Origin of the sequence: Rhodobacter sp., from assembly GCA_020637515.1 — a bacterium.
Taxonomy (GTDB): domain Bacteria; phylum Pseudomonadota; class Alphaproteobacteria; order Rhodobacterales; family Rhodobacteraceae; genus Pararhodobacter.
The window spans coordinates 2814019-2839831 of the sequence record JACKKG010000001.1 but is presented as its reverse complement, the minus strand read 5'-3'; the positions used below and the strand labels follow the sequence as shown (position 1 = coordinate 2839831).

The following is a 25813-nucleotide window of genomic DNA, read 5'->3' as shown; positions in this document are numbered from 1 at the left end:
CATGACGACGACGCTGCTGATCCCCGGCCTTCTGTGCGACCGCTTCTGCTGGGAGGCCGTTCTGGCGCGCCTGCCGGCCGAGGTGGCGGACCTGTCCACGCAGGACGACCTGACGCAGATGGCGCGCGATCTTCTGCAACGCCACCCGGGCGCGCTGCGCGTGGCCGGGCATTCGATGGGCGCGCGGGTGGCCATGGAAATGGCGCGTCTCGCCCCCGACCGGATCGAGCGGTTGGCGCTGCTGGACACCGGCATCCACCCTCTGCGCGCGGGCGAGACGGAAAAGCGCGACGAGATCGTGCGCTTTGCCTTTGACAACGGGATGCGGGCCCTGGCCGACCGCTGGCTGCCGCCCATGGTCTGGCAGGGGAACCAGACCGACACCGCGCTGATGGACGGGCTCAGGGCGATGGTGCTGCGCATGACGCCCGAACTGCACGCCCGCCAGATCCGGGCGCTGGTGAACCGCCCCGACGCGGCGGCGACGCTGGGGCAGGTCGCGTGTCCGGTGCTGCTGATGGTGGGCCGGCACGACCAGTGGTCGCCGGTCGCCCAGCACGAGGACATGCTGGCGCTGCTGCCCGGGGCGCGGCTGGAAATCATCGAGGACGCGGGCCATTTTGCCCCCGTCGAACGGCCCGGGGCGGTGGCCGACATCCTGGTCCCGTTCCTGCGGGACTGACCGACGCGAAACCTGCCGAGGGTCGCCTGGCTGACGGCCGGAGGCGGTTCCGGCGTGGCTGAAGGAGTGTGTGCATGTTCTTCCTGATGCGCTGCGATCACCATCCTGGCATGGATGGCGCCCGCGACCGGCTCAGGCCGGCCCATCGCGACTGGAATCGCTCTGGCGGCGCAGGGCGCGTGTCGGTGATCCACGGTTCGGCCCTGTGGGATGACGCGGGCGTCGCCATCGGCCATTGGGGCCTGATCGAGGCCGCCACCCCCGAGGCCGCGCGCGCCTATCTCGACGGTGATCCGTTCGTCACCGGCGGGGTCGTCGCCACGATCGCCTTGACCCGGCTGGCGGACAGTTTCGCCGCCGATCGCATTTCCCCCCGCATGACGGTCTGAAGGAGGACGACATGGCCCTGTTCAACCTGCGCTCAAACAAGGGCGCGTCCGACAAGAGCGAGACTCTGGCGGGTTTCCTCGACGGGGCCTCGATCGAGGTGATGCCCCGCACCGCCGCCAAGATCGACAGCTTCGCCCCGCTGCTGCCCGCCGGCACCCGGGTCTATGTCGCGCATATCGAGGGCACCTCGGTCGAGGAGATGGCCGAGACCGTCGGCAGGCTGGCCGCGGACGGGTTCGCGCCGATGCCGCACGTGCCCGCGCGCGCGATCGCCTCGCATGCGGCGCTGGTGGACCGTCTGACGCGCTATCGCGCGGCCGGGGCCGAACAGGCGCTGGTGCTCGCGGGCAACGACGCGACGCCGGCGGGGCCGTTCGCCTCGTCCTTGGACATGCTGGAAACGGGGGTGTTCCAGGACCTGGGCTACAGCCGTCTGCATGTCGCCGGCCACCCCGAGGGCAACAAGGACATCGACCGCAAGGGCGGCACGTCCGAGGTGGACCGCGCGTTGCTCTGGAAGCAGGATTTCGCCGCGCGCACCGGTATCGCGATGGCGGTTACCACGCAGTTTGCCTTTGACGCGGGGCCGGTGATCGCCTGGGCCGAGCGGTTGTCGGCGATGGGCGTGACCTTGCCGATCCATTTGGGCGCGGCCGGCCCGACCAAGTTGCAGACGCTGATCAAATACGCCGTCGCCTGCGGTGTCGGCCCGTCGATGGCGGTGCTGCAAAAACGCGCGCTGGACCTGTCGAAACTGCTGGTGCCCTTTGCCCCGACCGAGTTGCTGACCGAGGTCGCCGATTACAAGGCCGCGCATCCCGGCAGCCTGATCGACCGGGTGCATCTGTTCCCGCTGGGGGGCATCAAGGCCACGGCCGAGTGGCTGAACGAGGCGCGCCAGGTCTAGCGTCGCGCCAGGAATCGGGGTTTGTCGGGCGTCGGGTTTGTCGGGCGTCGGGGGGCGGCTGCCCCCCGAACCCCCCGCTTCAAGGGGTCCATGGGGACCCCTTGAAAATCCCCCCGCGCCTCTATCGACACGCCGCCATCCAGCCGAGGGTGGTGTCGGTCGGCCCCAAGGGCCGGTATTCGGCGCCGAACGGGAGCGGCCAGTCGAGCCGGGCCAGCAGCGTCGGGTAGTCGATGGCGCCGTGGTCCGGCGGGCCGCGATCCGGCACGGCGGCGAATTGCACATGGCCGATGCGGTTGCGGTGTCTATCAAAGGCCGCGCGCACATCGCCTTCGGTTCGTGCGACGTGGTAGCAGTCGAACAGGATCCTGAGGTTGGGCCGGGCAAGCCGGTCGAGGATCGCCGCCGCCTGATCGGTGGTTTCCAGCAGATAGCCCGGCGCATCGAAGCGGTTGAGCGGTTCGATCAGGATCGTCAGCCCCAGCGGCAGGGCGGCGTCACAGGCATGGGCCAGCGTGGCCAGGAAGGTGTCGAGGTCGCCATTGCGGCCGGCCATCACATGCACCGCCCGCGTGCCGGTCTCGGTGGCATAGCGCAAGGCCTCGTCCACCGCGTCGCGGGCCTCGGTCTCGCGGCCCTTGAGGGCGGACAGGCCGAAGTCGCCGCGCCCCGTGTCCCCGGGCCGCGTGTTGAGGCTGAGCATCGCGAGCCCGGTCTCGATCAGGGCCGCGCGCAGCGTTCCGGGCGGGGTGGCATAGGGCCAGTGGCATTCCACCGCGTCGAAACCCGCCGCATGGGCGGCGCGGATCGCGTGCGGCAGGGGCAGGTCGGCCCACAGGAAACCGAGATTGGCCGAGAACCGCCTCACAGCGTCACGATGTGGTTGTCCCACGCCCGGTCGCGCAGCCCCAGCGCGTGCGGCACACCGGCCTGGATGCTGAGCAAGCCGCCCCGCCCGTCGGTGGTGAGAAAGCCGCCGTCGCAGGGCGCCAGCCCGCAGACATCGGTGCGTTCGGTGGCGCCCAGAAAGCGGCCATCTGCCGTGAATCGATGCAGCCGGTTGCCGCGCGGCGAGGTGATGGCGAAGGTGTCGCCCGACCAGGCGCAGGACGCCGCGTAGCCCTGCATCCGGGCCTGTTCGGTCGCGGGCGCGCTGGCCAGAACGGGCGCCGCGCCGCGTCGGTGCAGGCCCAGCAGCGGCACGGTCCGCTCGGGCGCGCCCTCCCATTGCATGGCAAAGGCGGTCACGCCCTGCCCATGCGCCAGATGCCGGATCGAGTTGAAGTGCAACCCGGGCTCCAGCGCGACGGTCTCGGCGAGGGCGTCGTGTTCGATATAGGCAAGGTTGGGTGCCATCTGCGGCACGTTCAGCTTGGTCCGATCGTCAGGCGCCGTGGCGATCCCGCCGTTCGCCACGACGAACACGTCGCCAGCCAGGCGCAGCACTTCGTGTGGGCCGATGCCGCCGGTTTCAATCTGCCCCAGGCGCCGGTAGTCGGCGTCCCAGATCCCCAGGAAGCCCACGCTGTCTTCGGCCCGCTGTTCGACAGTATACAGCAGGCCCCCGTCCCCGGTGAAGGCGCCATGGCCGTTGAACTGCATTCCCGCGGGCGGCGCGAGTTGGCGCAGCGCCGCACCCGAGGCGCAATCGAGCACCAGCGCGTAGCTGCCCGGGCGGCGGGCAAAGACGACCGCCTCGGCGCGGTGGGGGTGGGCGGCACCGGCATGACCGCGCGCGGGCAGCGACAGGCGGAACGTATCGGCACCATCGGCCGCGATCCCATAAAGCGCAAAGGCGCCGCCCGGGTCGCGCGCGCACGCCAGCCAGCGCGGCGCGCCGACATCGGCCCAGCCGGGCGCCGGCAGGGCCGTTGCGGCCAGCAGGCCGGCGAGAAAGGTTCTGCGTCGGGTCATCGGTCAGTCGCCATCCAGGGAATTGAAGCCGGGCGCGATGCCCAGCGGTTCGCCGATATCCTGCTCCAGCGCGACGCCGATCGCGGCGATGCGCCCTTGCAGGGATTCCAGCCGCAGGCGGCCCATCGGATCGGCGGCATCCTGAAATCCGGGGTCGCTGATTGCCCCGGCGAAATAGGCGGCGGTGTCGAACGCGGCCTCAACCCTGTCGATCGGGGCGTCCGACAGGGCCTCGGCGGTCAGGCGCAGCGCATCGAGGGACAGAACGAGGTTGCGCAGGCTGCGGCCGGCGCGCCAGCTTTCCGCATGGCCGGGGCGGGGGCGGTCGGGCGTGCCCATGGGACGGCCCAGCCGCTGGTCCGCGTCGAACTCGATCCCGGCCATCACCTGCGTGAAGATCGCGCCGTCTGCCTCGCGCGGGGACAGGTAGGTCGCGTTTCCGGGCGCGCCGGGCGCGCGCAGCAGCGGCGCATAGGCGGCCCAGGCGGTTTCAAGGTCGGCGGCCTGCGTGGCCAGGTCCTGCGCCAACGCGGCGACCAGCGTGCAACTGTAGCTGCCGGTGGCGTAGGTGTTGAAATCGGGGTCGAAAAGCAGGGTTTCCAGGCCCGACAAACCGCGCGCCGCGGCCGAGATCTGCGCCACCCCCTGCGGGGTCTGGCCCATCGGGTCGCCGGCCGCGATCATGCGTGCCAAGGTGCGCCGCCCGGTGCCGCGGTCGTCGGGCCAGAAGGCGATGTCGAGCGCGGCGTTTTCCTGCGGGCCCAGCCGGAAATGCGCGATGCCCAGCCAGGCGTCCCAGGCGCCGTTCCAGGCGGGCGCGACGCTGGCGGGCAGGCAATCGTCCCCGGCCGCCTGGGCCAGGGTCGCGGCGGCTGCGGTGAAGGCGGCCGTGCCCGGGGTGATCTGGCGGTCCATGACGGCCCCGGCATCGGCTAGGGCAGGGCTGGCCAGAAGGCAAAGGGCGAGGGGCAGGCGCATGTCAGAGGCTCTCCAGGAATCGGATCAGGGCGGCGCGGTCGTCGGGGGCGAGGGCGACCACGGCGTCGCGCGGGGCCTGGGCCTCGCCGCCATGCCACAAGATCGCCTCGATCAGCGAGCGCGCGCGCCCGTCGTGCAGGAAGAAACTGTGCCCGCTGACCTGCCGCGTCAACCCGATCCCCCACAGCGGCGGCGTGCGCCATTCGCGGCCCGTGGCGCGTCCCTCGGGGCGGTTGTCGGCGAGACCTTCGCCCATGTCGTGCAGCAAAAGGTCGGTGTAGGGCCAGATCAGCTGGAAGCTCTGCTCGGGACGGTCCTGCAAGCGGGCGGTGACAAAGGCGGGGTGGTGGCAACCCGCGCATTGCAACTGGTGAAAGATCGTGCGCCCGCGCAGCACTTCGGGGTCGTCCAGGTCGCGCCGCGCCGGCACGCCCAGATTTCGGGCGTAGAAGGTGACCAGATCGAGCGCCTCGTCGCTGACCTCGACCCCGCCCTGTTCCGGGTCGCCGCCATCGGGGGCGGCGCGGCAATCGACCTCGGCCTCGGTGCACTCGCCCTGGCCGTCGGGGAACAGGGTGGTGGACAACCCCATGTCGCCCAGGAACGCGGCCGCGCTTTGCTGACGCACCGTCGCGCTGCCGCCCTTGTAGCCGAATCGGCCCAGCATCGGGGCGTCGAATTCGGGCGACCAGACGATCGCCGGCCGCCCCGAGATCCCGTCGCCGTCCGCGTCGAGGGGATCGGCCAGGGCCAGGATGTCCTCGGTCGCGATGGCTTCGAGCAGGCCCAGTCCGATCATCTGCGGCGCGACCCGGGCGCTCAGCATCGCGTGCGGCGCCAGGGGACCGTATTGCAACCCTTCGGCCCGCCAGTCCGGGCGGCGCAGGGTGACCACCTCGCCCCCCTCGAGCGTGACGGGGACATCGGTCCAGGTGACGGCGACGCGGCCCTCGGGGGTCTGGCCCTGGATCGCCAGGTCCTGCAATTGCCGGCCATAGACCGGGTCGGGCAGGGTGGCCAGCCAATCGGCAATGCCCGAGGGGCCGGCGGTGCCCTGGGGCGCGGGGATCGACAGGCGCAGGAACATCGTCATGGCGCCGTCCGTGCCCGCAACCGGCGGGTGCCCGCGCCCGTCCATCAGGTGGCAGCTCTGGCATCCGCGCGCGTTGAACATCGGGCCCAGACCGTCCGAGGCGATGGTGGACGAGGGCGCCGAAACCCACAGTCGGGTGAACAGCCCGTTGCCCAGCCGAAAGCGCATCTGGTCCTCGAACGCCAGATTGGCCGAGGGTTGCGAGAAGGCATCCGTGCCCGGACGCACCCGCACCGTCGCCGCCCCGCCCGAGCGCCGCGCGAAGCGTTGCGGCTGGGTGGGGTCCTGGGGCGGGGCGACGACCGTGGCCACGCGCGCGGCCTCGGACGGGGTGCGGGGCAGGGCGTTCAGGTGCAGGTCTCGCAGGTCCTGCGCCTGCGCCGGCGCCGGCACGGGCAGGGTGCCCAGCAGCAGCGCCACCGTCAGCCAAGCCCGCGTCAGCCAGACCCGCGTCCGCAAGAGGCCGGTTCGCGACATGTCGTGTCCCCCTTGGATAACCGGGTCGGCGTCAGTGGAAGACGGCGCCGCCCGAGTCCAGGCTGTCCGACCCTTCGATGCGGGTGCCGCCGATGTGCAGCGTGTCGATCACCCGTTCCAGAACCCGCGTCTGATCGACCAGCGCATCGACCGCCGCCATGATGACGGCCTCGCCCTGGGTGTTGCCGGGAGCGATCATCATGTCAAAGGGCATCCCGCCCACGGCGACCGTGACCATGTGGTGCAGCGCCCCGACCGAGGTCGCCAGCGCGTCGCGCATCGACTGGTCCAGCGCCGGGTCGGTCGCCGCCAGCAGCGCGGACAGGCTGGGCCCCGTGACCACGGTGCCGTCGAGACGGGTATACTGCCCCAGATAGACGTTCTGGATGCCCAGCCCATCGTAATAGTGGCTGTTGTGCGTGTTGTCCGAGAAACAGTCCTGCTCTTCCTCGGGGTCGTTCAGCATCAGGCCCAGGCGGATGCGTTCGCCCGCCAATTCGCCGTAGGACAGGCTGCCCATGCCGGTGACAAGCGCCGACAGTCCCACGGCCGGGTCGTCGGTGACCCGCGCCCGCGCCGGTCCGCCGGGCGCCCAGTTCGCGGCCATCTGTTGCAGATCGTCCACCAGAAGCCCGGTCGCAGCCGCCAGATAGGCGCCGCGCCGGTCGCAATGGCCATGGGTGCACGCATCGCCCGTGGCATAATCGGTCCAGGGCCGGTCGCCCGCGCCTGCGTCGGTGCCGTTCAGATCCTGCCCCCAGAGCAGGAATTCGATGGCGTGGTAGCCGGTGGCCACATTGGCCTCGACCCCTTCGGCATCGTGCAGCACGTCGCGCAGCAGATGGGCGTCGATCACGCTGGCATCGACCGCGTGCCCCGAAATCGAGAATTGCGGATTGGCAATCACATCGAGTCGCGCGGCGGGGTTGTCGTCACCGCCCAGATAGCTGCGATCGACATAGTCGATCAGCCCCTCGTCCAGGGGCCAGGCGTTCACCTGCGGCTCCCAGTCATCGACGAGCGGGTTGCCGAAGCGGAACACCTCGGTTTGCAGATAGGGCACGCGGGCAGCCTTCCAGGCGTCGCGGGCAGCGGCCAGCCCCTCGGCCGACGGGGCAGCGAGGAACGCGCGCACCGCCGATTGCAGCGCCGCGCCGGCCGTCGCGGTGTCTGCAAAGACGGCCTCGCCCAGCGCGCCATAGGTCGCGGCGACCTCGGCCTCGGTCACGGCGCGGGCGGCGGCGGCGGGCAGCGCCAGAGCGGCGGCAAGGGCAAGGGTGGAAACGGAAAGGCGGGTCATCGGGTAGGGTCCTTTGGCAAGGGGCGCAGACCGGCGCGGGGCGATGCGGCGGTGCCGGGCTGGCTCGACGCAGGGACATCGCGAGGGGGCTGGGCTGGCCGCACCATGCGTCGGGCCGGCCGCGGTGTCAATCCCGATTCTTTTCATCGGGATTGGCCAGCAGCCGCCCCATATGCCGCATCGCCAGCGCATAGCCGTGAATGCCGAACCCGGCCATCACCGCGTCGGCGCGGAGGCTGACATAGGACTGGTGGCGGAAGGCCTCGCGCTTGTGCACCTGGCTGATATGGACCTCGATCACCGGGCCCTCGAAGGCGTGCAGCGCATCCAGAACCGCGATCGAGGTGTGCGTCAGCGCCGCCGGGTTGATGATGATGCCGGCGGCGGTCTCGCGGGCCTCGTGGATCCAGTCCACGATCTGCCCCTCCCAATTCGATTGCAACAGCCGGGTCTCAAGCCCGAACTCGGCGCCCACGGCGGCACAGTCGCGGGCCACGTCGTCCAGCGTGTCGCGGCCGTAGACGTCCGGCTGGCGCCGTCCCAGCAGGTTCAGGTTGGGGCCGTTCAGGATAAGGATCGTCTGGGTCATCGTTCCGCCGGATCTGGATCTGCGCCACCATACGCCGCCCGCCCGGCCCGCGCAAATGTGTTCGCCGGCGGGCTGTGCGCGCGGGGCCGACTGACATAGACTGAGCACGAAAACCGGAGGCCTCCATGCGCGACATCGACAGTTTCACCGCGCTCAACCGGTTCGGCATGGGCGCGGGGCCCGGCGACGCGGCGCTGATCGGTGGCGACCCGCGCGGCTTTGTGGGGGCGCAGATCGTGCCGTCGGCGGGCCTGCCGGCGGCGCTGGCCGGCTTTGCCCCCAGCGCGACGATGATCGCCGATTACGCGACCGCGCGGCGGGCGCGCGACGGGTCCCTGCGCGCCGTGAACCAGCGCCAGTTCGAAGCCTACCGCGACGAGGTCCTGGCCGCGGCGGCGCTGGCGGTCACCACGCCCGCGCCGTTGCGCGAACGGATGGTGCGCTTCTGGGCCAACCATTTCACCGTGTCGCGCAGCCGCGGCCCGATCGCCAACATGATCCCCGCCTATGTGCGCGAGGCGATCCGTCCCCATGTCTTTGGCCGTTTCGCGGACATGCTGAAGACCGTGGTGCGCCATCCGTGCATGTTGATCTATCTGGACAATCCGTCCTCGATCGGGCCGCGATCGGCCTCGGGCGCGGTGCGGATGCGCCAGCAGGGGCTGGAAACCACGCTGAACGAGAACCTCGCGCGCGAGGTGCTGGAGCTGCACACGCTGGGGGTCGATGGCGGCTATTCCCAGGATGACGTGATCCAGTTCGCGCTGGCCCTCACCGGGTGGAGCCATGGCGGCCTCAGGCGTGGCGGGGGCGAGGAGATTCACGGCCGCTTCGTCTTTGTCCCGCGACAGCATGAACCGGGGCCCAAGACCATCCTGGGCCGCACCTATCCCGAGGACGGCGAGGCCGAGGTGCCGCGCATCCTTGACGATCTCGCGCGCCACCCGGCGACGGCGCAGCACCTGGCGACCAAGCTGGTGCGCCATTTCGTGGCCGACGATCCGCCGCCCCAGGCCGTGGCGCGCATTACCCGGGTCTATCTGGACAGCGACGGCGACCTGGCCGAGGTGACGCGCGCGATCGCCGCGCTCGACGCCGCCTGGGCCGATCCGCTGGCCAAGGTCAAGTCGCATCAGGAGTTCGTCCTGGCGGTGAACCGCGCGGCCGGAAACGCCACGCCGCAGGTGCCCGACCTGTTCCGCCCGCTGCGCTTGCTGGGCCAGTTCCCCTATCTGGCGCCCTCGCCGCAGGGTTGGGGGGACCGCGCGTCGGACTGGATCGGGCCGGAAACGGTGATGATCCGGCTGGAATGGGCGCATCAGTTCGCGGCCCGGCGCGCGGGCGGGCAGGACCTGCGACAGGCGTTCGACGCCACCATCGGCCCCGTGGCGCGCGATGCGACCCGCACCTGGGTGTTCCGCGCCCCCTCGCAGGACGCGGGGCTGACGATGATCTGGACCAGCCCGGAATTCCAGAGGAGGTGACCGAATGCTGAACCGCCGTGCCTTTCTGCGAACCGGGGCCGCCGGGCTTCTGGGTTCGCTGGCCGCCTCGCGGCTGGCCTTTGCCGCGGCGCCCACCGACAACCGCTTTGTCTTTGTCTTTCTGCGCGGCGGGCTCGACGGGTTGCACGCGCTGGCGCCCTTTGCCGACGCCGATTATCACCGGCTCAGGCCCGGGCTGGCGTTGCAGGCCGATCAGGTGCTGTCTTTGGACGGGTATTTCGGGATGCACCCCGCGCTGGCGCCGCTGATGCCTCTGTGGCAGGACGGCACGCTCGGTTTCGTCCCCGCCGCCGCGACCGGATACCGCGAGCGGTCCCATTTCGACGGGCAGAACATGCTCGAGAACGGCTCGGGCCAGCCGTTCGGGGCGCGCGACGGCTGGCTGAACCGGGCGATCCTGGGGCTGAACGGGGGCGACCGGCGGCTGGGGCTGGCGCTGGGGCCCGCGGTGCCGCTGATCCTGCAAGGGCCGGCGCATGTGCAGGCCTGGGTGGATGAACAACTGCCCGACCTGGACGAGGATTTCCTGGCCCGCCTGGCGCAGGTCTATCAGGCCGATCCGCTCTTTGCCGCGGCGCTGGGCGACGCGCGGGGCGCGCCGGAACCCGACATGGGCATGGGCGCCGCCGGTGCCCAGGGGGATCGGCGGGCCTTTTCGGTGGCGGCGCGGGCCGCGGGGGATCTGTTGGCGCGCGCCGACGGGCCGCGCATCGCGGTGATGGAGCTGCAAGGCTGGGACACCCACACCGGGCAAGCCTGGCGGCTCGAACGGATGCTGGAGACGCTGGCGGACGGGCTGCGCACGCTGGCCGACCGGCTGGGCCCCGCCTGGGCGCAAACCGTGGTCATGGTCGGGTCCGAATTCGGCCGCACCGCCGCGCAGAACGGCTCAGGGGGGACCGACCACGGCACCGGCGGGCTGGCCATGCTGGCGGGGGGCGCGGTGCGCGGCGGGCGGATCGCCGGGCGCTGGCCCGGGCTGAACGACGCGGCCCTGTTCGAGGACCGCGACGTCCTGGCCGCCAACGCCTACGAAGGGATCTTCAAGGCGATCCTGATCCGGCACCTTGGCCTGACCCCGGCCTTTGTCGAGGCTGCGGTCTTTCCGGACAGCCGCGCCATCGCCCCGATGGAGGGGCTTCTGCGCTGACCCCGCCGGGGGAGGCGGTGGCCCGGTCCCGTCAGTGGCGGCGGTGCGACGACAGGCTGTCGCCGCCCAGCATCCATTGCAGCAACCGGCGCATCCGGTCCTTCAACCCTTCGAGCACGCTGAAGACCGAGGGCACGAACAGCAGCGACAGCGCCGTGGACAGCAAGAGCCCGCCGATCACCGCGATCGCCATCGGCGCGCGGAACTCGCCCCCCGAGCTGGTTCCCAGCGCCGAGGGCACCATGCCCGCCGCCATCGCGATCGTGGTCATGACGATCGGGCGCGCGCGCTTGTGCCCCGCGTCGATCATCGCCGTGGCGCGGTCCATGCCCCCCTTGACGCCCTCGAGCGCGAATTCGACCAGCATGATGGCGTTCTTGGTGACGATCCCCATCAGCATCAGGAAGCCGATCACCACTGACAGGCCGATCCCCGATCCATAGAGATAGAGCGCAAAGATCGCGCCGCCGATCGCCAGGGGCAGCGACAGCATGATGGTCAGGGGGGTGATGAAGCTGTTGAACAGCAGCACAAGCACCACATAGACCAGCATCAGGCCCGAGCCCATCGCCAGGGCGAAGCTGGAAAAGATGTCCTTCATCGTCTCGACATCGCCCGAGGGCTGGATCTCGGTCCCGTCAGGCATGTGGGTGGCGGCGGGCAGGGCCTCGATCGCGGCGGTCGCCGGGCCCAGATAGGCGCCTGGTGCCAGATCGGCCTGAATCGACACCCGGTAGCGGCGGTCGTAGCGTTCGATCACCGACACGCCCGAGGACAGGCGCACCTCGGCGATGGCCCCCAGTGGCACCATCGTGCCCCTTGCGGACGGAACGCGGAACCCGATCAGGCGCGAGACGTCGGTGCGCGTCGCCTCGTTCAGGCGCACGCGGATCGGGATGCGCTCGTCGCCCGCGTCGAATTGCGCCAGGTTGGTGTCCAGATCGCCGATCGTCGCGATGCGGATGGCCGAGGCCAGCGTGGCCGAGGTGACACCCAGTTCCGCGGCGCGTTCGGGGTCGGGGGTGATCTGGATCTCGGGGCGCAGAAGCGCGGCCTCGCTGGACACATGGCGGATCAACGGCAGCGCGCGCATCTGCGACAGCAGCGCCCCGGCCGCCTGGGCCGCGCCGGCCTCGGTGTCGGCCAGCACGTTGATCGTGATGTCGCGCTGCGCGTCTTGCGCCAGAACATAGAGCCGCATGTCGGGCAGGTCCGCCAGATGGCGTTCCAGATCGGCGTTGATGGCGCGGAAATCGCGGCTGCGTTCGGACTTGTCGCCATAGTTCACCTGCACGGTGAAGCTGGTCGCCGAAGACCCGTCCACAAAGGCGCGCCGGACTTCGGGCACCTCGAGAATGCGGCGCGTGATCGCGAGCCCCGCCGCGCGGGCCTCGGCGATGGTGGTGCCGGGCGGCAGTTCCACCGCGACGGCCGCGCGCCCGGTGTCGGATTCGGGGATGAACTCTTGCGGCAGCAGCGTCGCCGAATAGATCGATGCGCCGAAGATCAGCAGTCCGAAGATCAGCGTGATGGTGCGGTTGCGCAGCGTCCAGCCCAGCGTGCGCAGATAGGTCCGCATGATGACGCCGTCCTTGACCGCGTGCCCGTCGGGTTTGCTTTTCATGAAATAGGCCGCGAACAGCGGCGTGATGAGACGCGCCACCGCCAGCGAGAACAGCACCGCCACCGCCACGGTCAGGCCGAACTGCTTGAAGAATTCGCCCGCGACGCCCCCCATGAAGCTGACCGGCGCAAAGACCGCGACGATGGTCATGGAAATCGCGATCACCGTGGTGCCGATCTCGGTCGCGGCCTCCATCGCGGCCTCATAGGCGCGCCGGCCCATGTGGATGTGCCGGACGATGTTCTCGATCTCGACGATCGCATCATCGACCAGGATCCCCACCACCAGCGTGATGCCCAGCAGGCTGATCGTGTTCAGGGAAAAGCCCAGCAGGTCCATGACGATGAAGGTCGGGATCGCCGAAAGGGGCAGGGCGATCAGCGCAACGATCGTCGCGCGCCAGTCGCGCAGGAACAGAAAGACGACGATGATCGCCAGCAGCGCCCCCTCGTAGAGGGTCTCCATCGCGGATTCGAAGGTTGCCTCGGTGTGGACGGTGGCATCGTCGATCAGCGAGAATTCGGTATCGGGATAGAGGGCGCGCAGCTCGTCCAGCTTGGCCTCGGCCGAGGCCGCGGCCACCAGGTCGCTGGCCCCGGTCGCGCGGAACACGCCAAAGGCCACCACCGGGCGGCCGTTGTAGAGGGCGAAACTGGTCGCCTCGCTGGCGCCGTCGGTGACCGTGCCCAACTGGTTCAGCCGCACCGTGTCGCCCGTGGGCAGACGGATCGGCGTTTCGGCCAACTGGTCCAGCGTCAGCGCCGATCCCAGCGCGCGGATTGCGTATTGCGCGCCGAACAGATCGCCCTGGCCGCCGCCCTGGTCGAGATTGGTCTGCGCCAGTTGCTGGCTGACCGAGCTTGCGGTCAGGTTCAGCGCCAGCAGCCGGTCGGGATCGAGATCGACGCGGATCTCGCGGTCGGCGCCGCCCAGCCGCGAGACGCTGCCGACCCCGTCCGCACCCTGAAGCGCGCGTGCCACCACGTCATCGACAAAGGTGGACAGCTCCTCGATGCTGCGGGTCTGGTCGGCCACGGCATAGGTCAGGATCGGCCGCCCGGTGAAATCCAGCCGCTGCACCACCGGGTCCGAGGCCGTGTCCGGCATCTGGCTGCGCGCCGAGGTGACGGCATCCTTCACGTCGTTGAGCGCGCGGTCCGTGTTGGTGCCGAACTCGAACTGGATCGTCAGATGCCCGCCACCGTCGCGTGCGATGGCCTCGATGTGGCGCAGGCCGGCGATGTCGCTGACCGCGGTTTCGATCGGCTGGATTACCTGCGAGGCGATCTCGGAGGGGGCGGTGCCGGGGGCGGCGACATCGACCAGCACCACCGGCAGGTCCACGTTCGGCATCTCGGTCACCGGCAGGCGCGAGAAACTGACCAGCCCCGCCACGCAGAGCACCACGAACAACGCGATCGGCGGAACCGGGTTGCGGATCGACCAGGTCGAAAGGTTCATTCCGTGGCCCCCGTCGCGGCGCCGGTCGCCTGGGTGTCGGCCGTGTCGGGCCGGATCGGGCGCACCACGTCGCCTTCGCCGAAGAAGGCGCCGGCGCGGGCCACGACCTCGTCGCCCGCGTTCAGGCCGCGGATGATCTCTTGCCAGCCGTCCCAGGTCAGGCCCAGGTCCACCGCACGGCGGATCAGCGCGTTGTCCGCGCCCAGCAGCAGCACATGCGCACCGTTGCCGTCGCGCAGCACCGCGCCGGCCGGAACCGCCAGCCCGGTGCGATTCTCGGTCACGATATGGCCGCCGACATAGAGCCCGGGGCGCAACCCCTCGCTGTCGTCGATGGCGATGCGGACCTCTCCCAGGCGGCTGGTGCGGTTGACCACGGGCGCGATGCGGCGCAGGTGCCCGGCGCGGTCGGCCAGCCCGGCGATGACCAGGGTCGCGGGGTCGTTGTCGTGCAGCAGCACCAGTTCGGTTTCGATCACCTCGGCCGAAACCTCGACCTCGCCGCCCTCGATGAGGCGGAAGATGGGCTCGCCGTTCGACGCGGCAATGGCGCCGATCTGTCCGTTGCGGGCCGAGACGATGCCCGCGACCGGCGCGGTGATCGCCGCGTTGGCCAGGTCCAGCCGCGCCACGTCGCGCGCGGCCTGCGCCTGTTCAAGCCCGGCGCGCGCCGCCTGAACGCCGTCCTGCGCGGACTGGGCGCCGGCCTCGGCACCTTGTTGCGCCGCCTGGGCCTCGTCCAGCGAGGATTGCGTCGCCGCGCCGCTTTCGCGCAACCGCTGCACCCGGTCCAGCACCTGGTTGGCCTGGCGCAACTGCGCCTCGGTCGCGGCGACCTGGCTTTCGGCCTGGTGCATCGCCGCCTGGGCGCTGGCCAGCGCGGCCTCGGCCTGGGTGACGCGCAGCGTCAGGGTGCGGTCGTCGATCCGTGCCAGCACCGCGCCGGCCTCGACCCGGTCGCCGATCTCGGCGTTGAGTTCGGTGATCGCGAAGCCTGCGACATGGGGGTAGACCAGCACCTCGTTGCGGGCGATCAGCGTGCCCGAGACCGGAACGATGCGCCGTAGCGGGCGCTCCTGCGCGGTGGCGACAGTCACGGCGGGCGCCTGGTCCTGCGCCAGCACCGGCAGGCAGGGGCCCAGGGCGAACAGGGCCACGGCGGCCAGCCGGAGGGGAAGGGCGGTCAACAGGCGCATCGGGGACTCCGGCTGTCCAAGTTTATTCTGAACTGAACGCAAATAGGCGGGATCGGACGGCCCGTCAAGAAGCGTTCAGTCTTGAATGAACGTAAAGCCGGTTCTATAGCGGTTCATGTCACGGATGGGTGAAATGGATCAGCAGATCGCGGAAAAACGCGCCGAATTCGTCGCCTTCATGGGGCAGGCGCTGGAAGGGCAGGGGCTGTCGCCGATCTCGGGGCGGATCCTGGGGCTGTTGATGTTCGACGGAACCGCGCGGTCCTTCAGCGATCTCGCGACCGACCTGGGGGTCAGCCGGGGCAGCGTCAGCGTGAACGCACGCACGCTGATCCAGCGCGGGCTGGTGGAAAAGTTCAACGTCAGCGGCGATCGTCAGGATTACTTCCGCGTCGCGGCCCAGCCCTATGAGGCGCTTCTGGACGGCATCTCGGCCCGGATGCGCCACATGTCCGAAACCGTCGGCCACATCGCCCGGACCCTGCCGGACGGCGCCGGCGAAACGCGCGATCGCCTTGCCCTGTTCGCGAATTTCCACGCGTCGCTGGCCGAAGGCATGGAACACGCCGCCCGGGTGTTTGCCGGCCACTTCCCCGATTGAGCGCGGCCGCGGCCGCCGGGTCCGGGCCTCAGCGCGTCGTCGCCAACCCGTTGCCGGCGCGCGCCCCGGCCGGGATCGTCGGCGCGGCGGCGTTCAGGGTCTCGATGGCGAAGCCTGCGGCGGCCTTGTAGCCCGCCATGAACGCGGCCCGTTCGGCGGGCGGGATGACGGTGTCGATGTCGTCGAACGCGCCGCCGCAGCGGTCGTCCACCAGGTTGAGCAGGCCAAACGGCCCCGCGCCCCGGTTCCTGAGGATCAACTGCGACACCGGCCCGCACAGCGCCGCGTCATAGGCGGCCAGCGCCGCGGTCGTCACGCCCTCGGCCACCAGTTTCGCGCCCAGCACGCGCGCGTCGATGATCGCCTGCGAGGCGCCGTTCGAGCCGGTGGGATACATCGCATGCGCCGCGTCGCCCATCAGCGCCACGTTGCCGTCGCGCCAGGTGTCTACGGGGTCGCGGTCGATCATCGGGTTTTCATAGGCGATCTCGGCGCCATCGAGCAGCGCGGGCACGTCCAGCCAGTCGTAGCGCCAGCCATCGAAATGGTGGCGGAAGTCCTCGATCCCGACCTGCCGGAACCAGCCCGTGGTCTCATGCGCCGACGGATCGTCATAGGTGACCTCGGCGATCCAGTTGATCAGTGCGGTGCCGTCGGCATCGGGGTGCGAGATCGGATAGATCACCATCCGGTGGCGGTGGGTTCCCAGCCCGACAAAGCTGGAGCCAGTGCGAATGGGCTTTGCCCGCGTCACGCCGCGCCACATCACCGCGCCGCCCCAGTGGATCGGGGGCTGGGCGGGGTGCATGGTCGCGCGCACCGCCGAATGAATACCGTCAGCGCCGATCAGCATCGCGCCGGTTTCCTCGGAGCCGTCGTCGAAGATGGCGGTGACGCTGCCGTCGGCGTTGTTGCGATAGCCGGTCACGCGGCGGCCGGTCTGCACCGCCTCGGCCCCCAGGCGCGCGATCACGGTGCGATAGAGCAGCATGTGAAAATCGCCCCGGTGCACGGCGTATTGCGGCCAGTGATAACCCGCGTCCAGCCCCCGGGGCTCGGCGTAGATGTCGTTGCCGTTGCGCCCGACCAGCGCCCATTCCCTTGCCGGGACGCCGACGCTGTCCAGTGCCTCGGGGCCGATGCCCAGGTCGTAGAGTTCGCGCACCGCGTTGGGTTGCAGGTTGATCCCCACGCCCAGCGGCTTCAGGCTGCGGACGGATTCGAAGACCACGCAACGCACGCCGATCTGGTGCAGCGTCAGCGCCATCGTCAGCCCGCCGATCCCGCCGCCGGCAATCATCACCCGTGTCATGGACGTCCCCCACCTCGTTCTGTCAGCCTTCTGGCAAAGAAACCCGGGTCGGGCAAGGTGGGGGATGCGCCGAACCTATCGAAGCACGCGCAGAGGCACCGTCAACGGCCCGTATTCCGGCCAGCGCGTCATTTCCAGCGGGCCGTTCAGCACCAGCCGCCGGCTCTTGGTGACGATCTGGTGCAGCACCTCGGCCAGCAGCACCCGCGCCAGCGGCGCGCCGGGGCACATGTGCGGCCCACGCCCGAAGGTCACGAGATCGGGGTCCGCGCGGTCCAGCCGATAGGTGTCGGGGTCGGGAAAGACCGCGCCGTCGCGGTTGCCCGAGGTAAAGACCACGGCCAGCGCGTCGCCCGCGCGGATCGTCCTGCCGCCCAGCTCGACGTCGTGGCGCGCGGTGCGGGCAAAGCCGCGATAGGGGGTGTAGAGCCGCAGCAGTTCCTCGAGCGCGACGGGCACCAGATCCGGGTTCGCGGTCAGTTCGGCGTGGTGTTCGGGGTGGCGCGCCAGGTGGATCGCCATCGAGCCGATGAAGGTTGTCGGGGCGATGATCCCGACCAGCAGGAACTGCCTGAGCGCGCCCAGGATCTTGTCGTCGGGCAGGGATTCGCCGTCGATGCGCACGGCCAGCAGGTTCGAGACCGGGTCCAGGTCGGGGTCCTGCGGGTTGGTCTTGCGGTCCGCGATCAGCCGGGCGGCGATCTGATAAAGCGCGTCCGAGCGTTCGCGCAGCGTGTCAAAGTCCTGGCGTTGCAGCGCCATGTTGAACTCGGCCCCGACACGGCGGATTTCCGCGGCCTGTTCGGGGGCCAGCCGGAAGAACGCGGCCAGCAGCGCGATCGGCAGGGTGAACGAGAAATCCGCGCAGATGTCGCCGCCCTCGGCGTCCAGGAACGGGTCGAGGTGCTCGGCCACCATGTCCGCGATCACCGGGCGCCATGCGTCGATCCGTTTCGGGCTGAGAAAGCGCAGGATCGCGTTGCGGTAGGGAATGTTGCCCGGCGGGTCCAGATGCAGCGGCGGGCGGCGCTGGGTGGTGGCGACGGGGGGCACCACGTTCTGCACCGTGGTGGTAAAGGTCTGCCAGTCGGTCAGCACGCGGCAGATGTCGGCGTGTCGGGTGACCGCCCAGAAGCCGCCCATCTCGTTCGCCCAGGCGACCGGACAACGGCCGCGCAGCTCCGCGAACAGCGCGTGGGGGCTGTCGAAATCCTCGGTCTCGGGGACGATGAAGTCGGCGGGTTTCATGCGAAGGTCAACTCCAGTCGGGTGACGCCGTATTCGGTCCAGCGGGCCCACTGGACGCGCGCGCCGATCGTGAAGGGGGGCAGGGCGGCCAGCACATCGAGGGTGATGCGCGCCTGCAACTTGGCCACCGACAGCCCCAGGCACATGTGGGGCCCGATGCCAAAGGCGATGTGGCGGTTCGGATTGCGGGTCTCGTCAAAGCGCATGGGATCGTCAAAGACGGTTTCGTCGCGGTTCGCGCTGAGGAAATTCAGCGCCACCGGGCAGCCCTGCGGGATCAAAGTGCCGCCGATCCGCGTGTCCCGCGTTGCCACCCGCACCAGCGCCTGGTTGGGCGAATAGCACCGCAGCATCTCCTCGATCAGCAGGCGGCGGTCCAGGCGGTCGGCGCGCAGCCTGGCCTGAAGCGCGCCGTCGCCCGCCAGATGCCAGGCCATCGAGCACAGGAAGTTGCGCGGCACCACATGCCCGCCGATCAGCATCAGGCGCACCATGCCGGCCAGTTCCTCGGTCGTGTAGGGGCCGCCGTCGGGGTCAAAGGCCATCAGCCCCGAGACGATGTCCGTCTCGGGGTCGCGCGGCGCGGCCTGACGGTCGGCGACCAGCCGCAGGGCAAAGCCGTCGATCGCGCGGCTGATGGCGCCGGCGGTGGCCATGTCGCCCCCTTGCACGGCGGCCACATAGTCGTGCCCCAGCCGGCCCAGCTCGTCGGCCTCGGACAGGTCCATGCCGGCCAGGATGCACAGCGAGCCGACGGTAAAGGGCGCGGCAAAGCCGGTGCCGAATTCGGGCGTCGCGGCGGCGGCGAGATCGCGCGCCAGCCCCTCGGCGAGGGCGCGCATCGGGGCTTCGATGGCGCGAATCCGGTTCTCCTTGAAGAACTGGTTCAGCCCCTTGCGGTACCGCATCGATTCCGGCGGGTCCTTTTGCAGGGGCAGGCGCGGCAGCCCCTTGCGCGGCGAGGCGGGGATCACTGTCTGGACCGTCGCGGTGAACCGCTCGGGGTCCTTCGAGGCCGCGATCACGTCGTCATGGCGCGTCAGCGTGTAGAACCCGCCCCAGTTGTGCGAGCCCGCCACCGGGCAATCGCGGCGCAGGCGCGCGAGCTCGGCCTGCGGATCGGCCAGGCTGGCCGGGCCGGTCGGGTCCCAATCATGCGGGATCATCGGTCGAAGACCGTCGTCGGCAGCCATAGCGAGACCTCCGGGACATAAGTGACGAGAAGCAGGAAGGCGATCATCGCCAGGATGAAGGGCACGATGCCGCGGATCGCCTCGGACAGCGGCGCCTTGGCGATCGAGGACAGCACGAACAGGTTCAGCCCGATCGGCGGCGTCAGAAAGGCGATTTCCATGTTGACGATCAGCACGATGCCGAAATGGATCGGGTCGATGCCCAGCGACCCCAGCAGCGGCAGCACGATCGGCGTGACGATCAGCAGCACCGCCACAGCATCCAGGAACATCCCCATCACCAGCATGATGAGATTGAGCGCGATCAGGAATTGCCAGGGCTCCAGCCCGACGCCCACCGCCCAGCGGACCAGTTGCGTCGGGATGCCGCTGCCGGTGATCCAGTGCGCGAACAGCATCGCGAACATCACGATGAAGGTCACGGCGCTGGCCGATTTCATCGCCTCGGCGGCCATGGGAAAGATGTCGCGCCAGGTGATCTCGCGGTAGACCAGAACCGCGATCAGCACCGAAGCGACCGCCGCGACCCCGGCGGATTCGGTCACCGTGGTGATGCCGGTGTAGATGCCCACGAACACCGACACCGGGATGAACAGCGCCGGCACGGCGCGCAGGTTGCGGCGCAGGAACTCGGCCCGGCTGACCCGCGTGCCCGAGGCATAGCCGCGCTTGCGCGACAGCACCATGACCACCACCGCCAGGATTGCCGCCTGGATAAGCCCGGGGATGACCCCGGCAAGGAACAGGCGCGGCACCGATTGTTCGGCGATCAGTCCATAGAGGATCATGCTGAGCGACGGCGGGATCAGGATTCCCAGCGTGCCCGAGGCCCCGACCGTGCCCAGGGCAAAGGGCCGGTCGTAACCGCGCGCCACCATCGCCGGGATCAGAAATGTGCCCATCGCCATCGCCGTCACCACCGACGAGCCCGAGATCGCCGCGAACAGGGTCGTCGCCAGCACGCAGACCAGCGCCAGCCCGCCGCGCATGTGGCCGACCCAGGCCTCGGCCGCGTCGATGATGATGCGCGCGATGCCGCCCCGCTGCATGAAGGTCGCGGCCATCACGAAAAAGGGCACCGCCAGGAAGGTCGTCGAATTGATGCCCGAGATCGAGGTCATCGCCGCATCCATCAGCGGCCGCCCCTCGAACGCCAGCATGACCAGCGCGGCGGTGCCCAGCGCGACGAAGACCGGCGCGCCCAGGGCCATCAGCACCAACATGCCGCCCAGACCCAGGATCGCCTCCATCAGTTGCCCCCCTGGGTTTCGTTGCCGGTGATGGCGCGACCCGTCAGGGCCAGCAGCAGGATGCGGACGACCAAAAGGCCCATGCCCAGGGGCAGCGCCAGGAACAGCGCCCAGGCCTGCCGCACCCTGAGGCTGGAGGCCGAGCGGTCATCGAGCATCAGCGAGAAGCGGAAGGCCTCCCAGCCATACCAGGCGACGGCGGCGCAGAACGCCAGGGTCAGCACGCCGGTGGCCAGCGTGACCGCCCGGCGCGCCGGCGGGCGCAGGCCGGACAGGGCGATTTCGGTGTTGATGTGGCGTCCCTCGGCGGCCAGGGTCGATCCCGCCAGTGCCGTCGCCCAGATGATGAAATAGAGCGCGATCTCCTCGGCCCAGTCCACCGCGTGCTGCGGCGCCAGCACCCGCACCGCGGCGCCCCCCAGGAAGGTCGCCAACGCGCACAGCACCAGCAGGCCAATCAGCGCGGTTTCGATCCGCGACCAGATCGTCAGGATTCGGTCGATCATGCCCGGCTCCGGCAAGAATGGGGACCCCGGCGCACCGGCGCACCGGGGTCCCGGTGGCTCACTGGCTCAGCGACGCCTGCACGCGGCCGACGAAATCCGCGTCCATGCCCGAGGCGGCGACAATCTCGCCTTGCAGGTCCATCATCCGCGCCCGCATCGCCGCCACGGTCTCTTCCGAGGGGTCGGCATAGGTGATGCCCTGCGCCTCGTTCGTCGCCCGGGCCTGCGCCAGTTCGCGGGCCGCTTCGTCGCGCGCCCAGCCGACGGTCTCGGCCCAGGCGTCGTTGACGACCTGGCGCTGGGCCTCGGTCATCGCGTCGAGCGCGCGCGACGACACCAGCGGGATGTAGACCCCCCAGCCGGCGTTGTCATTGAAGGCGTAGCGGATGCCCGCCTCCCACAGGCGACCGCCCGAGATGGTCAGGTCGGTGACCGAGCCCAGGCCCTGGATCTGGCCCTGCGTCAGTTGCAGCACGATCTCGGTGCGCGGGGTGGCGACGCCGTTGATCCCCATCGCGCCCATGATCTGCACCACCACCGGGCTGGGCGGGGTGGCGACGGTGCGGCCCACCAGGTCCTCGTAGCTGGACGCGGGCTCGGTGGTGTAGGCGGTGTTGTTCGGCGCGAATTCGAACTGGCCGCCGGTCGGCACGGTGATGCCGCGCCGGGCCAGCATCGCCCACAATTCCTGTCCCAACGGGCCGTCCAGGACGCCGCGCACCTGATCGACCGAGGCGCCAAAGAACATCGGCAGGGTGATGACGCTGAGATTCGGCTCAAGCCGGCTGAGCGTGGGCGAGGCCTGAATCGACATGTCCAGCGCGCCCGATGCCAGCGCCCGGATCGCATCGGCCGAGTTGTAGAGCTGCCCCGAGGGGAAGACCTCGACCGTGATCTCGCCGTTCGACAAGTCATGGATCGCCTGCGCCCAATGTTCGGCCGCCTGGTTGCGGACATGGCCTGGCGGGGTTTCCACCGACAGGCGCAAATCCAGCGCGCCGGCGGTGCCGGCGATGGTCAGAGCGGCGGCGAGGGCCGCGCTCAGGGTCAGTGCCTTGGTCATGCTGTATCCTCCTCCCTTGGATCACGATGCTGCGTCTTGGTCCGCCATCGCCCCCAGCGCGGGGGCGGGGCGGGTCGTTCCGGGGCCGCCCGTTCGGAAACGGAACCCCGCATTCAGGATGCGCCGCCCGTCGGGCAGCGTCAGGAACAGGTCGCGCCCGGCCAGTTGCGGCATCGCCAGCGCCTGCGCGGCGGTCTGCACCCGGGCCGCGGGAATGCCCACGGCACGAAACGCGGCCTCCCAGTCGGCGGCGGGGCGGGTGACCAGCACCGCCGCCATGCGGGAAGCCAGCGCATCGGCATGGGCCGCCCGCTGCGCCCGGTCGGCGAATTCGGGGCGCGCCAGCAGGTCGCCCAGGCCCAGAACCTCAAGGGTCCGGGCGACATGCCCGTCCTCGACCGCGCCCAGGGTGATCGCGCCCTCGGCGCAGGCGAACGTGTCCGAGGTCGGCGCGCGGCTGAACCCGCGGTTGCCGGTGCGCGCCGGTTCCTCGCCCGCGATCAGCAGCGGGTTCACGACCGACAGCATCATCACCAGCGCCGCGTCCAGCATGGCCACGTCGATTTCCTGCCCCTGCACCAGCCCCCGCTCGCGCTGCAAGAGCGCGGTCTGGATGGCAAAGGCGGCAAGCAGCCCGGTGAAGGTATCGACCAGCGGGAAGCCCACGCGCATCGCCGGGTCGTCGGGCAGGCCCGACAGCAGCATCACGCCCGACAGGCTCTGCACGATCTGGTCCATCGCCGCGACATCGGCCATGGGCCCGGTCTGCCCGAACCCCGACACCGCGCACCAGATCAGATGCGGGTATTTCGCCCGCATCGCCTCTGCCCCGAGGCCCAGCCGCGCCATCACGCCCGGGCGGAAATTCTCGACCACCACGTCCGAGCCGGCGATGACCGCCTCGGCGCGTTCGCGCCCCTGCGGGGTCTTCAGGTCCAGCACCAGCGACCGCTTGCCCGCGTTGATCCCGGCAAAGGCCGGCGACAGGCCGCGCTGGGCGGGGTCCAGGGTATAGTTGCGCAACGGGTCGCCGCGAGGGGGTTCGATCTTGGTGACCTCGGCGCCGTTCAGGGCCAGGAAATGCGTCGCCAGGGGACCCGCCACCACATGGCTGAAATCCGCAACCTTGAGACCGGCCAGGGCCTGTGGCGTCGTCATCCTGTCCTCCGCATTGGTTCACAGGATGAACTATTTGATGACTCTGTCAACGACCTTTTTGCAAGACCCGGTCGATCGCCTCGGACACCAGGCGGTGGGCGCGTTCGCCGTCCCAGGCGCGCGCATCGACCATGTCGGCGTCGATCATCACGCAGGCGATTCCGGCCTCGTTCAGGGCGCGGGCGATGAAATTCGTCCCATAGCCCGAGGGGCGGTCGCTGGCCGGCACGATGATGACCGCCAGGTCGATACGGTGGCGCAAGGCCTCCTTGACGTGCCAGGCGCCAGCCCAGGGCGGTTGGTGCAGGTGTTCGTTCAGGTCGATGACCCGCGCGGCGAGGGCGCGCATCGGGTCGCCATGGTCGGCGCGCAGGTAGCCGTCGGCGGCAAAGGGCAGATACATCGACCAGGCAAAGACCGCGCCCTGGTCCTCGAACCGGGTATAGAAACCGGTGTCGAACCAAAGCCCGGCGCCGATCCACATCATGCGCACGCGCTCATCGGGGCAGACGGCCGCGCCCTCGGCGATGCGGGCCGCCACCGCGTCGCGGAAGCGGGTGGCATGGGCCAGCGCCCAGTCGCTGCCGCGGTGCCACTGCGGGATCATCACATTGGGGATCATCTCGGAGATCCGGACGGGCAGGCGCGGGGCGTCGGCGATCAGTTGCGCGGTCTCGTCGAACAGCCGCTCCTGCCGGTCGATGCGCGCCATGAGCGCGGCCAGCGCCCCGTCCTCGGTCCGGCGGCCTGCGACCGTTTCGGCCAGGGCGGTCAGATCGGCGATCTCGGCCACCATCAGGTCCAGGCGCGCGGTGCCGACCTCGTCCTCCCATGGGTCGCGCAGGGGCGTCCACCAGTCCGGCGCGGGCGCGTCATGGCCGGGAGCCGAGAGGATGCGCAGCGGCGCGCCGGTCAGCCGCGCCCATTCGGCAAAGATCAGCGGGTGGTCGTCGGCGCTGGCGCGCGCGCACAGCAGGCCCGGATGGGGCAGGCCACCCCAGGGCTGGGATTCGGGGCGGCCGTCCTGCGCGGCGAACAGGGGCAGGGCGGAATACTTGGCCAGCCGGCCGTGAAACCCGGCCCGTTCCGAAGCATCGAGATGCAGCGCGCTGAGCTGCTTGGCGGCGATCACCGAGGACCACCACTGGTTCACCACCACCGGCATTCCCAGCGCGTGGAACACCTCGAGCGGGGTGTCGGCATTGGCAAAGGCATAGGCCTCGCCGGCGGCCAGACGGGCGCGCAGGCTTTTCGTCCAGTCGCGTTGATAGGCGGCCGCCTGAGCGGTGCAGGACAGTGTCACGGCAACACCTCGGGCAGGTCGCGAAAGCTGGCAAAGGCGGGAATATAGCCCAGATCGACAAAGCGGATGCCCAGTCGGCGGCAAAGCGCGTGCGTCGCCGGGGCCTTCCAGCCGTGCAGGTCGTCGTGGGGATCGACCTGCCAGACCAGGATTTCGACCCCGCGCCGTTCGAGCATCCGCTCCAGCGGGTAGCGGTTGGGCACGTCGGGGCCTTGCAGGTCCAGCACCAACTGGCCCTGTCGATCGAGCCAGCGGTGCAGCCGGTCGCTGCCCAGGGGCGCCCCGGCCAGCGCCAGCCGGGGGCCGCTGGTCTGACCCGCGGTTTCGGTCGCGGCGGGCAGGCCCGTCGCGCGGGCCTTGAGCCGATGCGCAAAGGCCAGACTGCCCGAGATCAGCCCCGCCGCCTGGCGCGCGTCCAGCACCGCCAGCGGCCCCTCGCGGTCCAGCACGGGACCGCGCGGCAGGCCGGCGGTCAGCGCGGCCAGCGCGGCGTCCTGGGTGGCGTCAAAGGCGCGCGCGGCCTCGGTCTCGCCTCCGGTGCGGTTCCACAGGTGCAGCCTGGGCAGCGCCGGCACCAGGCCCAGGCGGCGCAGTTCCTGCGCGTAGCGGTAGGCATGCAGCGCGCCCGCGCCCTGCCGCCAGATCACCACAAGCGACGCGTCCTGAAAGGCGCCAGCCTCGAGCCCCAGCAGGAAGGCGCGCACGAAAGGGTCCAGAAAGGGCTCAAGCAGCGGGGCCACCCGGCTGCCGGGGATCGGCGCGCGGTAAAGGCGTGTCACGTCGCGCACCGCCAGACCGGCCAGCACCGGATCGGACAGCGGCACGCCGTGGCCAAAGAGCAGGATCTGGGCGGGCATCGGGCGACTCGCTTGGAACGAACCACGCTAACAACGACCGTCACCGGGCGTCAAAC

General features: G+C 70.2%; 22 protein-coding genes. 6 read left to right on the top strand and 16 right to left on the bottom strand.

Annotated features, from left to right (window positions below; all coding sequences use genetic code 11):
- The first annotated feature begins 1 nt into the window (after position 1).
- From H6900_13885 to H6900_13875, 3 genes are all read left to right on the top strand, one after another.
- Positions 2 to 682, top strand: a complete 681-nt coding sequence (locus H6900_13885; GenBank protein ID MCC0074370.1) for an alpha/beta fold hydrolase — start codon at positions 2 to 4, stop codon at positions 680 to 682.
- A 74-nt stretch (positions 683 to 756) separates the two neighbouring features.
- A complete protein-coding gene (locus H6900_13880) occupies positions 757 to 1071 on the top strand; it encodes a hypothetical protein (GenBank protein MCC0074369.1) in 315 nt (104 codons plus the stop codon).
- Positions 1072 to 1082: 11 nt separating this feature from the next.
- Positions 1083 to 1979, top strand: coding sequence for a methylenetetrahydrofolate reductase (locus H6900_13875; GenBank protein ID MCC0074368.1), 897 nt, complete (start codon positions 1083 to 1085; stop codon positions 1977 to 1979).
- 121 nt (positions 1980 to 2100) lie between these two features.
- Here the strand turns inward: H6900_13875 and H6900_13870 are convergent, their stop codons facing one another.
- The 5 genes from H6900_13870 to aroQ form a co-directional block, all read right to left on the bottom strand.
- Positions 2101 to 3207 carry a TIM barrel protein gene (locus H6900_13870; GenBank protein MCC0074367.1) on the bottom strand — a complete coding sequence of 369 codons (1107 nt, stop codon included), beginning with the start codon at positions 3205 to 3207 and terminating at the stop codon, positions 2101 to 2103.
- A 689-nt stretch (positions 3208 to 3896) separates the two neighbouring features.
- Positions 3897 to 4871, bottom strand: coding sequence for an imelysin family protein (locus H6900_13865; protein ID MCC0074366.1), 975 nt, complete (start codon positions 4869 to 4871; stop codon positions 3897 to 3899).
- A gap of 1 nt (position 4872) precedes the next feature.
- On the bottom strand, positions 4873 to 6441 hold the full coding sequence (locus H6900_13860) for a thiol oxidoreductase (protein MCC0074365.1): 1569 nt from the start codon (positions 6439 to 6441) through the stop codon (positions 4873 to 4875).
- A gap of 31 nt (positions 6442 to 6472) precedes the next feature.
- Positions 6473 to 7741, bottom strand: coding sequence for a peptidase (locus H6900_13855; protein MCC0074364.1), 1269 nt, complete (start codon positions 7739 to 7741; stop codon positions 6473 to 6475).
- A gap of 127 nt (positions 7742 to 7868) precedes the next feature.
- Entirely contained in the window at positions 7869 to 8330 is a 462-nt protein-coding gene (gene aroQ / locus H6900_13850) for a type II 3-dehydroquinate dehydratase (GenBank protein ID MCC0074363.1), read from the bottom strand.
- A gap of 125 nt (positions 8331 to 8455) precedes the next feature.
- On the opposite strand from aroQ, the gene H6900_13845 reads away from it, so the two are divergent.
- Both H6900_13845 and H6900_13840 read left to right on the top strand, forming a co-directional pair.
- Positions 8456 to 9814 (top strand): DUF1800 domain-containing protein, encoded by a 1359-nt coding sequence (locus H6900_13845; protein MCC0074362.1) that lies wholly within the window; start codon positions 8456 to 8458, stop codon positions 9812 to 9814.
- 4 nt (positions 9815 to 9818) lie between these two features.
- On the top strand, positions 9819 to 10985 hold the full coding sequence (locus tag H6900_13840) for a DUF1501 domain-containing protein (protein MCC0074361.1): 1167 nt from the start codon (positions 9819 to 9821) through the stop codon (positions 10983 to 10985).
- Between the two features lie 31 nt (positions 10986 to 11016).
- On the opposite strand, the gene H6900_13835 is transcribed toward H6900_13840, so the two are convergent.
- Positions 11017 to 14070 (bottom strand): efflux RND transporter permease subunit, encoded by a 3054-nt coding sequence (locus H6900_13835; GenBank protein MCC0074360.1) that lies wholly within the window; start codon positions 14068 to 14070, stop codon positions 11017 to 11019.
- Positions 14067 to 15266, bottom strand: coding sequence for an efflux RND transporter periplasmic adaptor subunit (locus H6900_13830; GenBank protein MCC0074359.1), 1200 nt, complete (start codon positions 15264 to 15266; stop codon positions 14067 to 14069). Before H6900_13830 ends, H6900_13835 begins: the two co-directional genes overlap by 4 nt.
- A gap of 133 nt (positions 15267 to 15399) precedes the next feature.
- Here H6900_13830 and H6900_13825 point away from each other — a divergent pair, with 133 nt between their 5' ends.
- Positions 15400 to 15867, top strand: a complete 468-nt coding sequence (locus H6900_13825) for a MarR family transcriptional regulator (protein MCC0074358.1) — start codon at positions 15400 to 15402, stop codon at positions 15865 to 15867.
- A 28-nt stretch (positions 15868 to 15895) separates the two neighbouring features.
- Here the strand turns inward: H6900_13825 and H6900_13820 are convergent, their stop codons facing one another.
- From H6900_13820 to H6900_13780, 9 genes are all read right to left on the bottom strand, one after another.
- On the bottom strand, positions 15896 to 17167 hold the full coding sequence (locus H6900_13820; protein MCC0074357.1) for a flavin-dependent oxidoreductase: 1272 nt from the start codon (positions 17165 to 17167) through the stop codon (positions 15896 to 15898).
- An 87-nt stretch (positions 17168 to 17254) separates the two neighbouring features.
- Positions 17255 to 18427: a cytochrome P450 gene (locus H6900_13815; GenBank protein MCC0074356.1), complete on the bottom strand. Its 1173-nt coding sequence runs from the start codon at positions 18425 to 18427 to the stop codon at positions 17255 to 17257.
- Positions 18424 to 19620: a cytochrome P450 gene (locus H6900_13810; GenBank protein MCC0074355.1), complete on the bottom strand. Its 1197-nt coding sequence runs from the start codon at positions 19618 to 19620 to the stop codon at positions 18424 to 18426. Before H6900_13810 ends, H6900_13815 begins: the two co-directional genes overlap by 4 nt.
- Complete coding sequence (locus H6900_13805) at positions 19590 to 20870, bottom strand: TRAP transporter large permease (GenBank protein MCC0074354.1); 1281 nt, start codon at positions 20868 to 20870, stop codon at positions 19590 to 19592. The genes H6900_13810 and H6900_13805 overlap by 31 nt, the downstream gene beginning before the upstream one ends.
- Positions 20870 to 21376: a TRAP transporter small permease gene (locus H6900_13800; protein MCC0074353.1), complete on the bottom strand. Its 507-nt coding sequence runs from the start codon at positions 21374 to 21376 to the stop codon at positions 20870 to 20872. Before H6900_13800 ends, H6900_13805 begins: the two co-directional genes overlap by 1 nt.
- A gap of 58 nt (positions 21377 to 21434) precedes the next feature.
- Positions 21435 to 22439 (bottom strand): TRAP transporter substrate-binding protein DctP, encoded by a 1005-nt coding sequence (gene dctP, locus H6900_13795; protein ID MCC0074352.1) that lies wholly within the window; start codon positions 22437 to 22439, stop codon positions 21435 to 21437.
- A 21-nt stretch (positions 22440 to 22460) separates the two neighbouring features.
- Complete coding sequence (locus H6900_13790) at positions 22461 to 23597, bottom strand: CoA transferase (GenBank protein ID MCC0074351.1); 1137 nt, start codon at positions 23595 to 23597, stop codon at positions 22461 to 22463.
- A 46-nt stretch (positions 23598 to 23643) separates the two neighbouring features.
- The gene (locus H6900_13785) at positions 23644 to 24894 is read right to left on the bottom strand and encodes a 2-hydroxyacyl-CoA dehydratase (GenBank protein ID MCC0074350.1); all 1251 of its coding nucleotides are present in this window, start codon (positions 24892 to 24894) and stop codon (positions 23644 to 23646) included.
- 2 nt (positions 24895 to 24896) lie between these two features.
- Positions 24897 to 25757: a hypothetical protein gene (locus H6900_13780; protein ID MCC0074349.1), complete on the bottom strand. Its 861-nt coding sequence runs from the start codon at positions 25755 to 25757 to the stop codon at positions 24897 to 24899.
- Positions 25758 to 25813 lie beyond the last annotated feature (56 nt).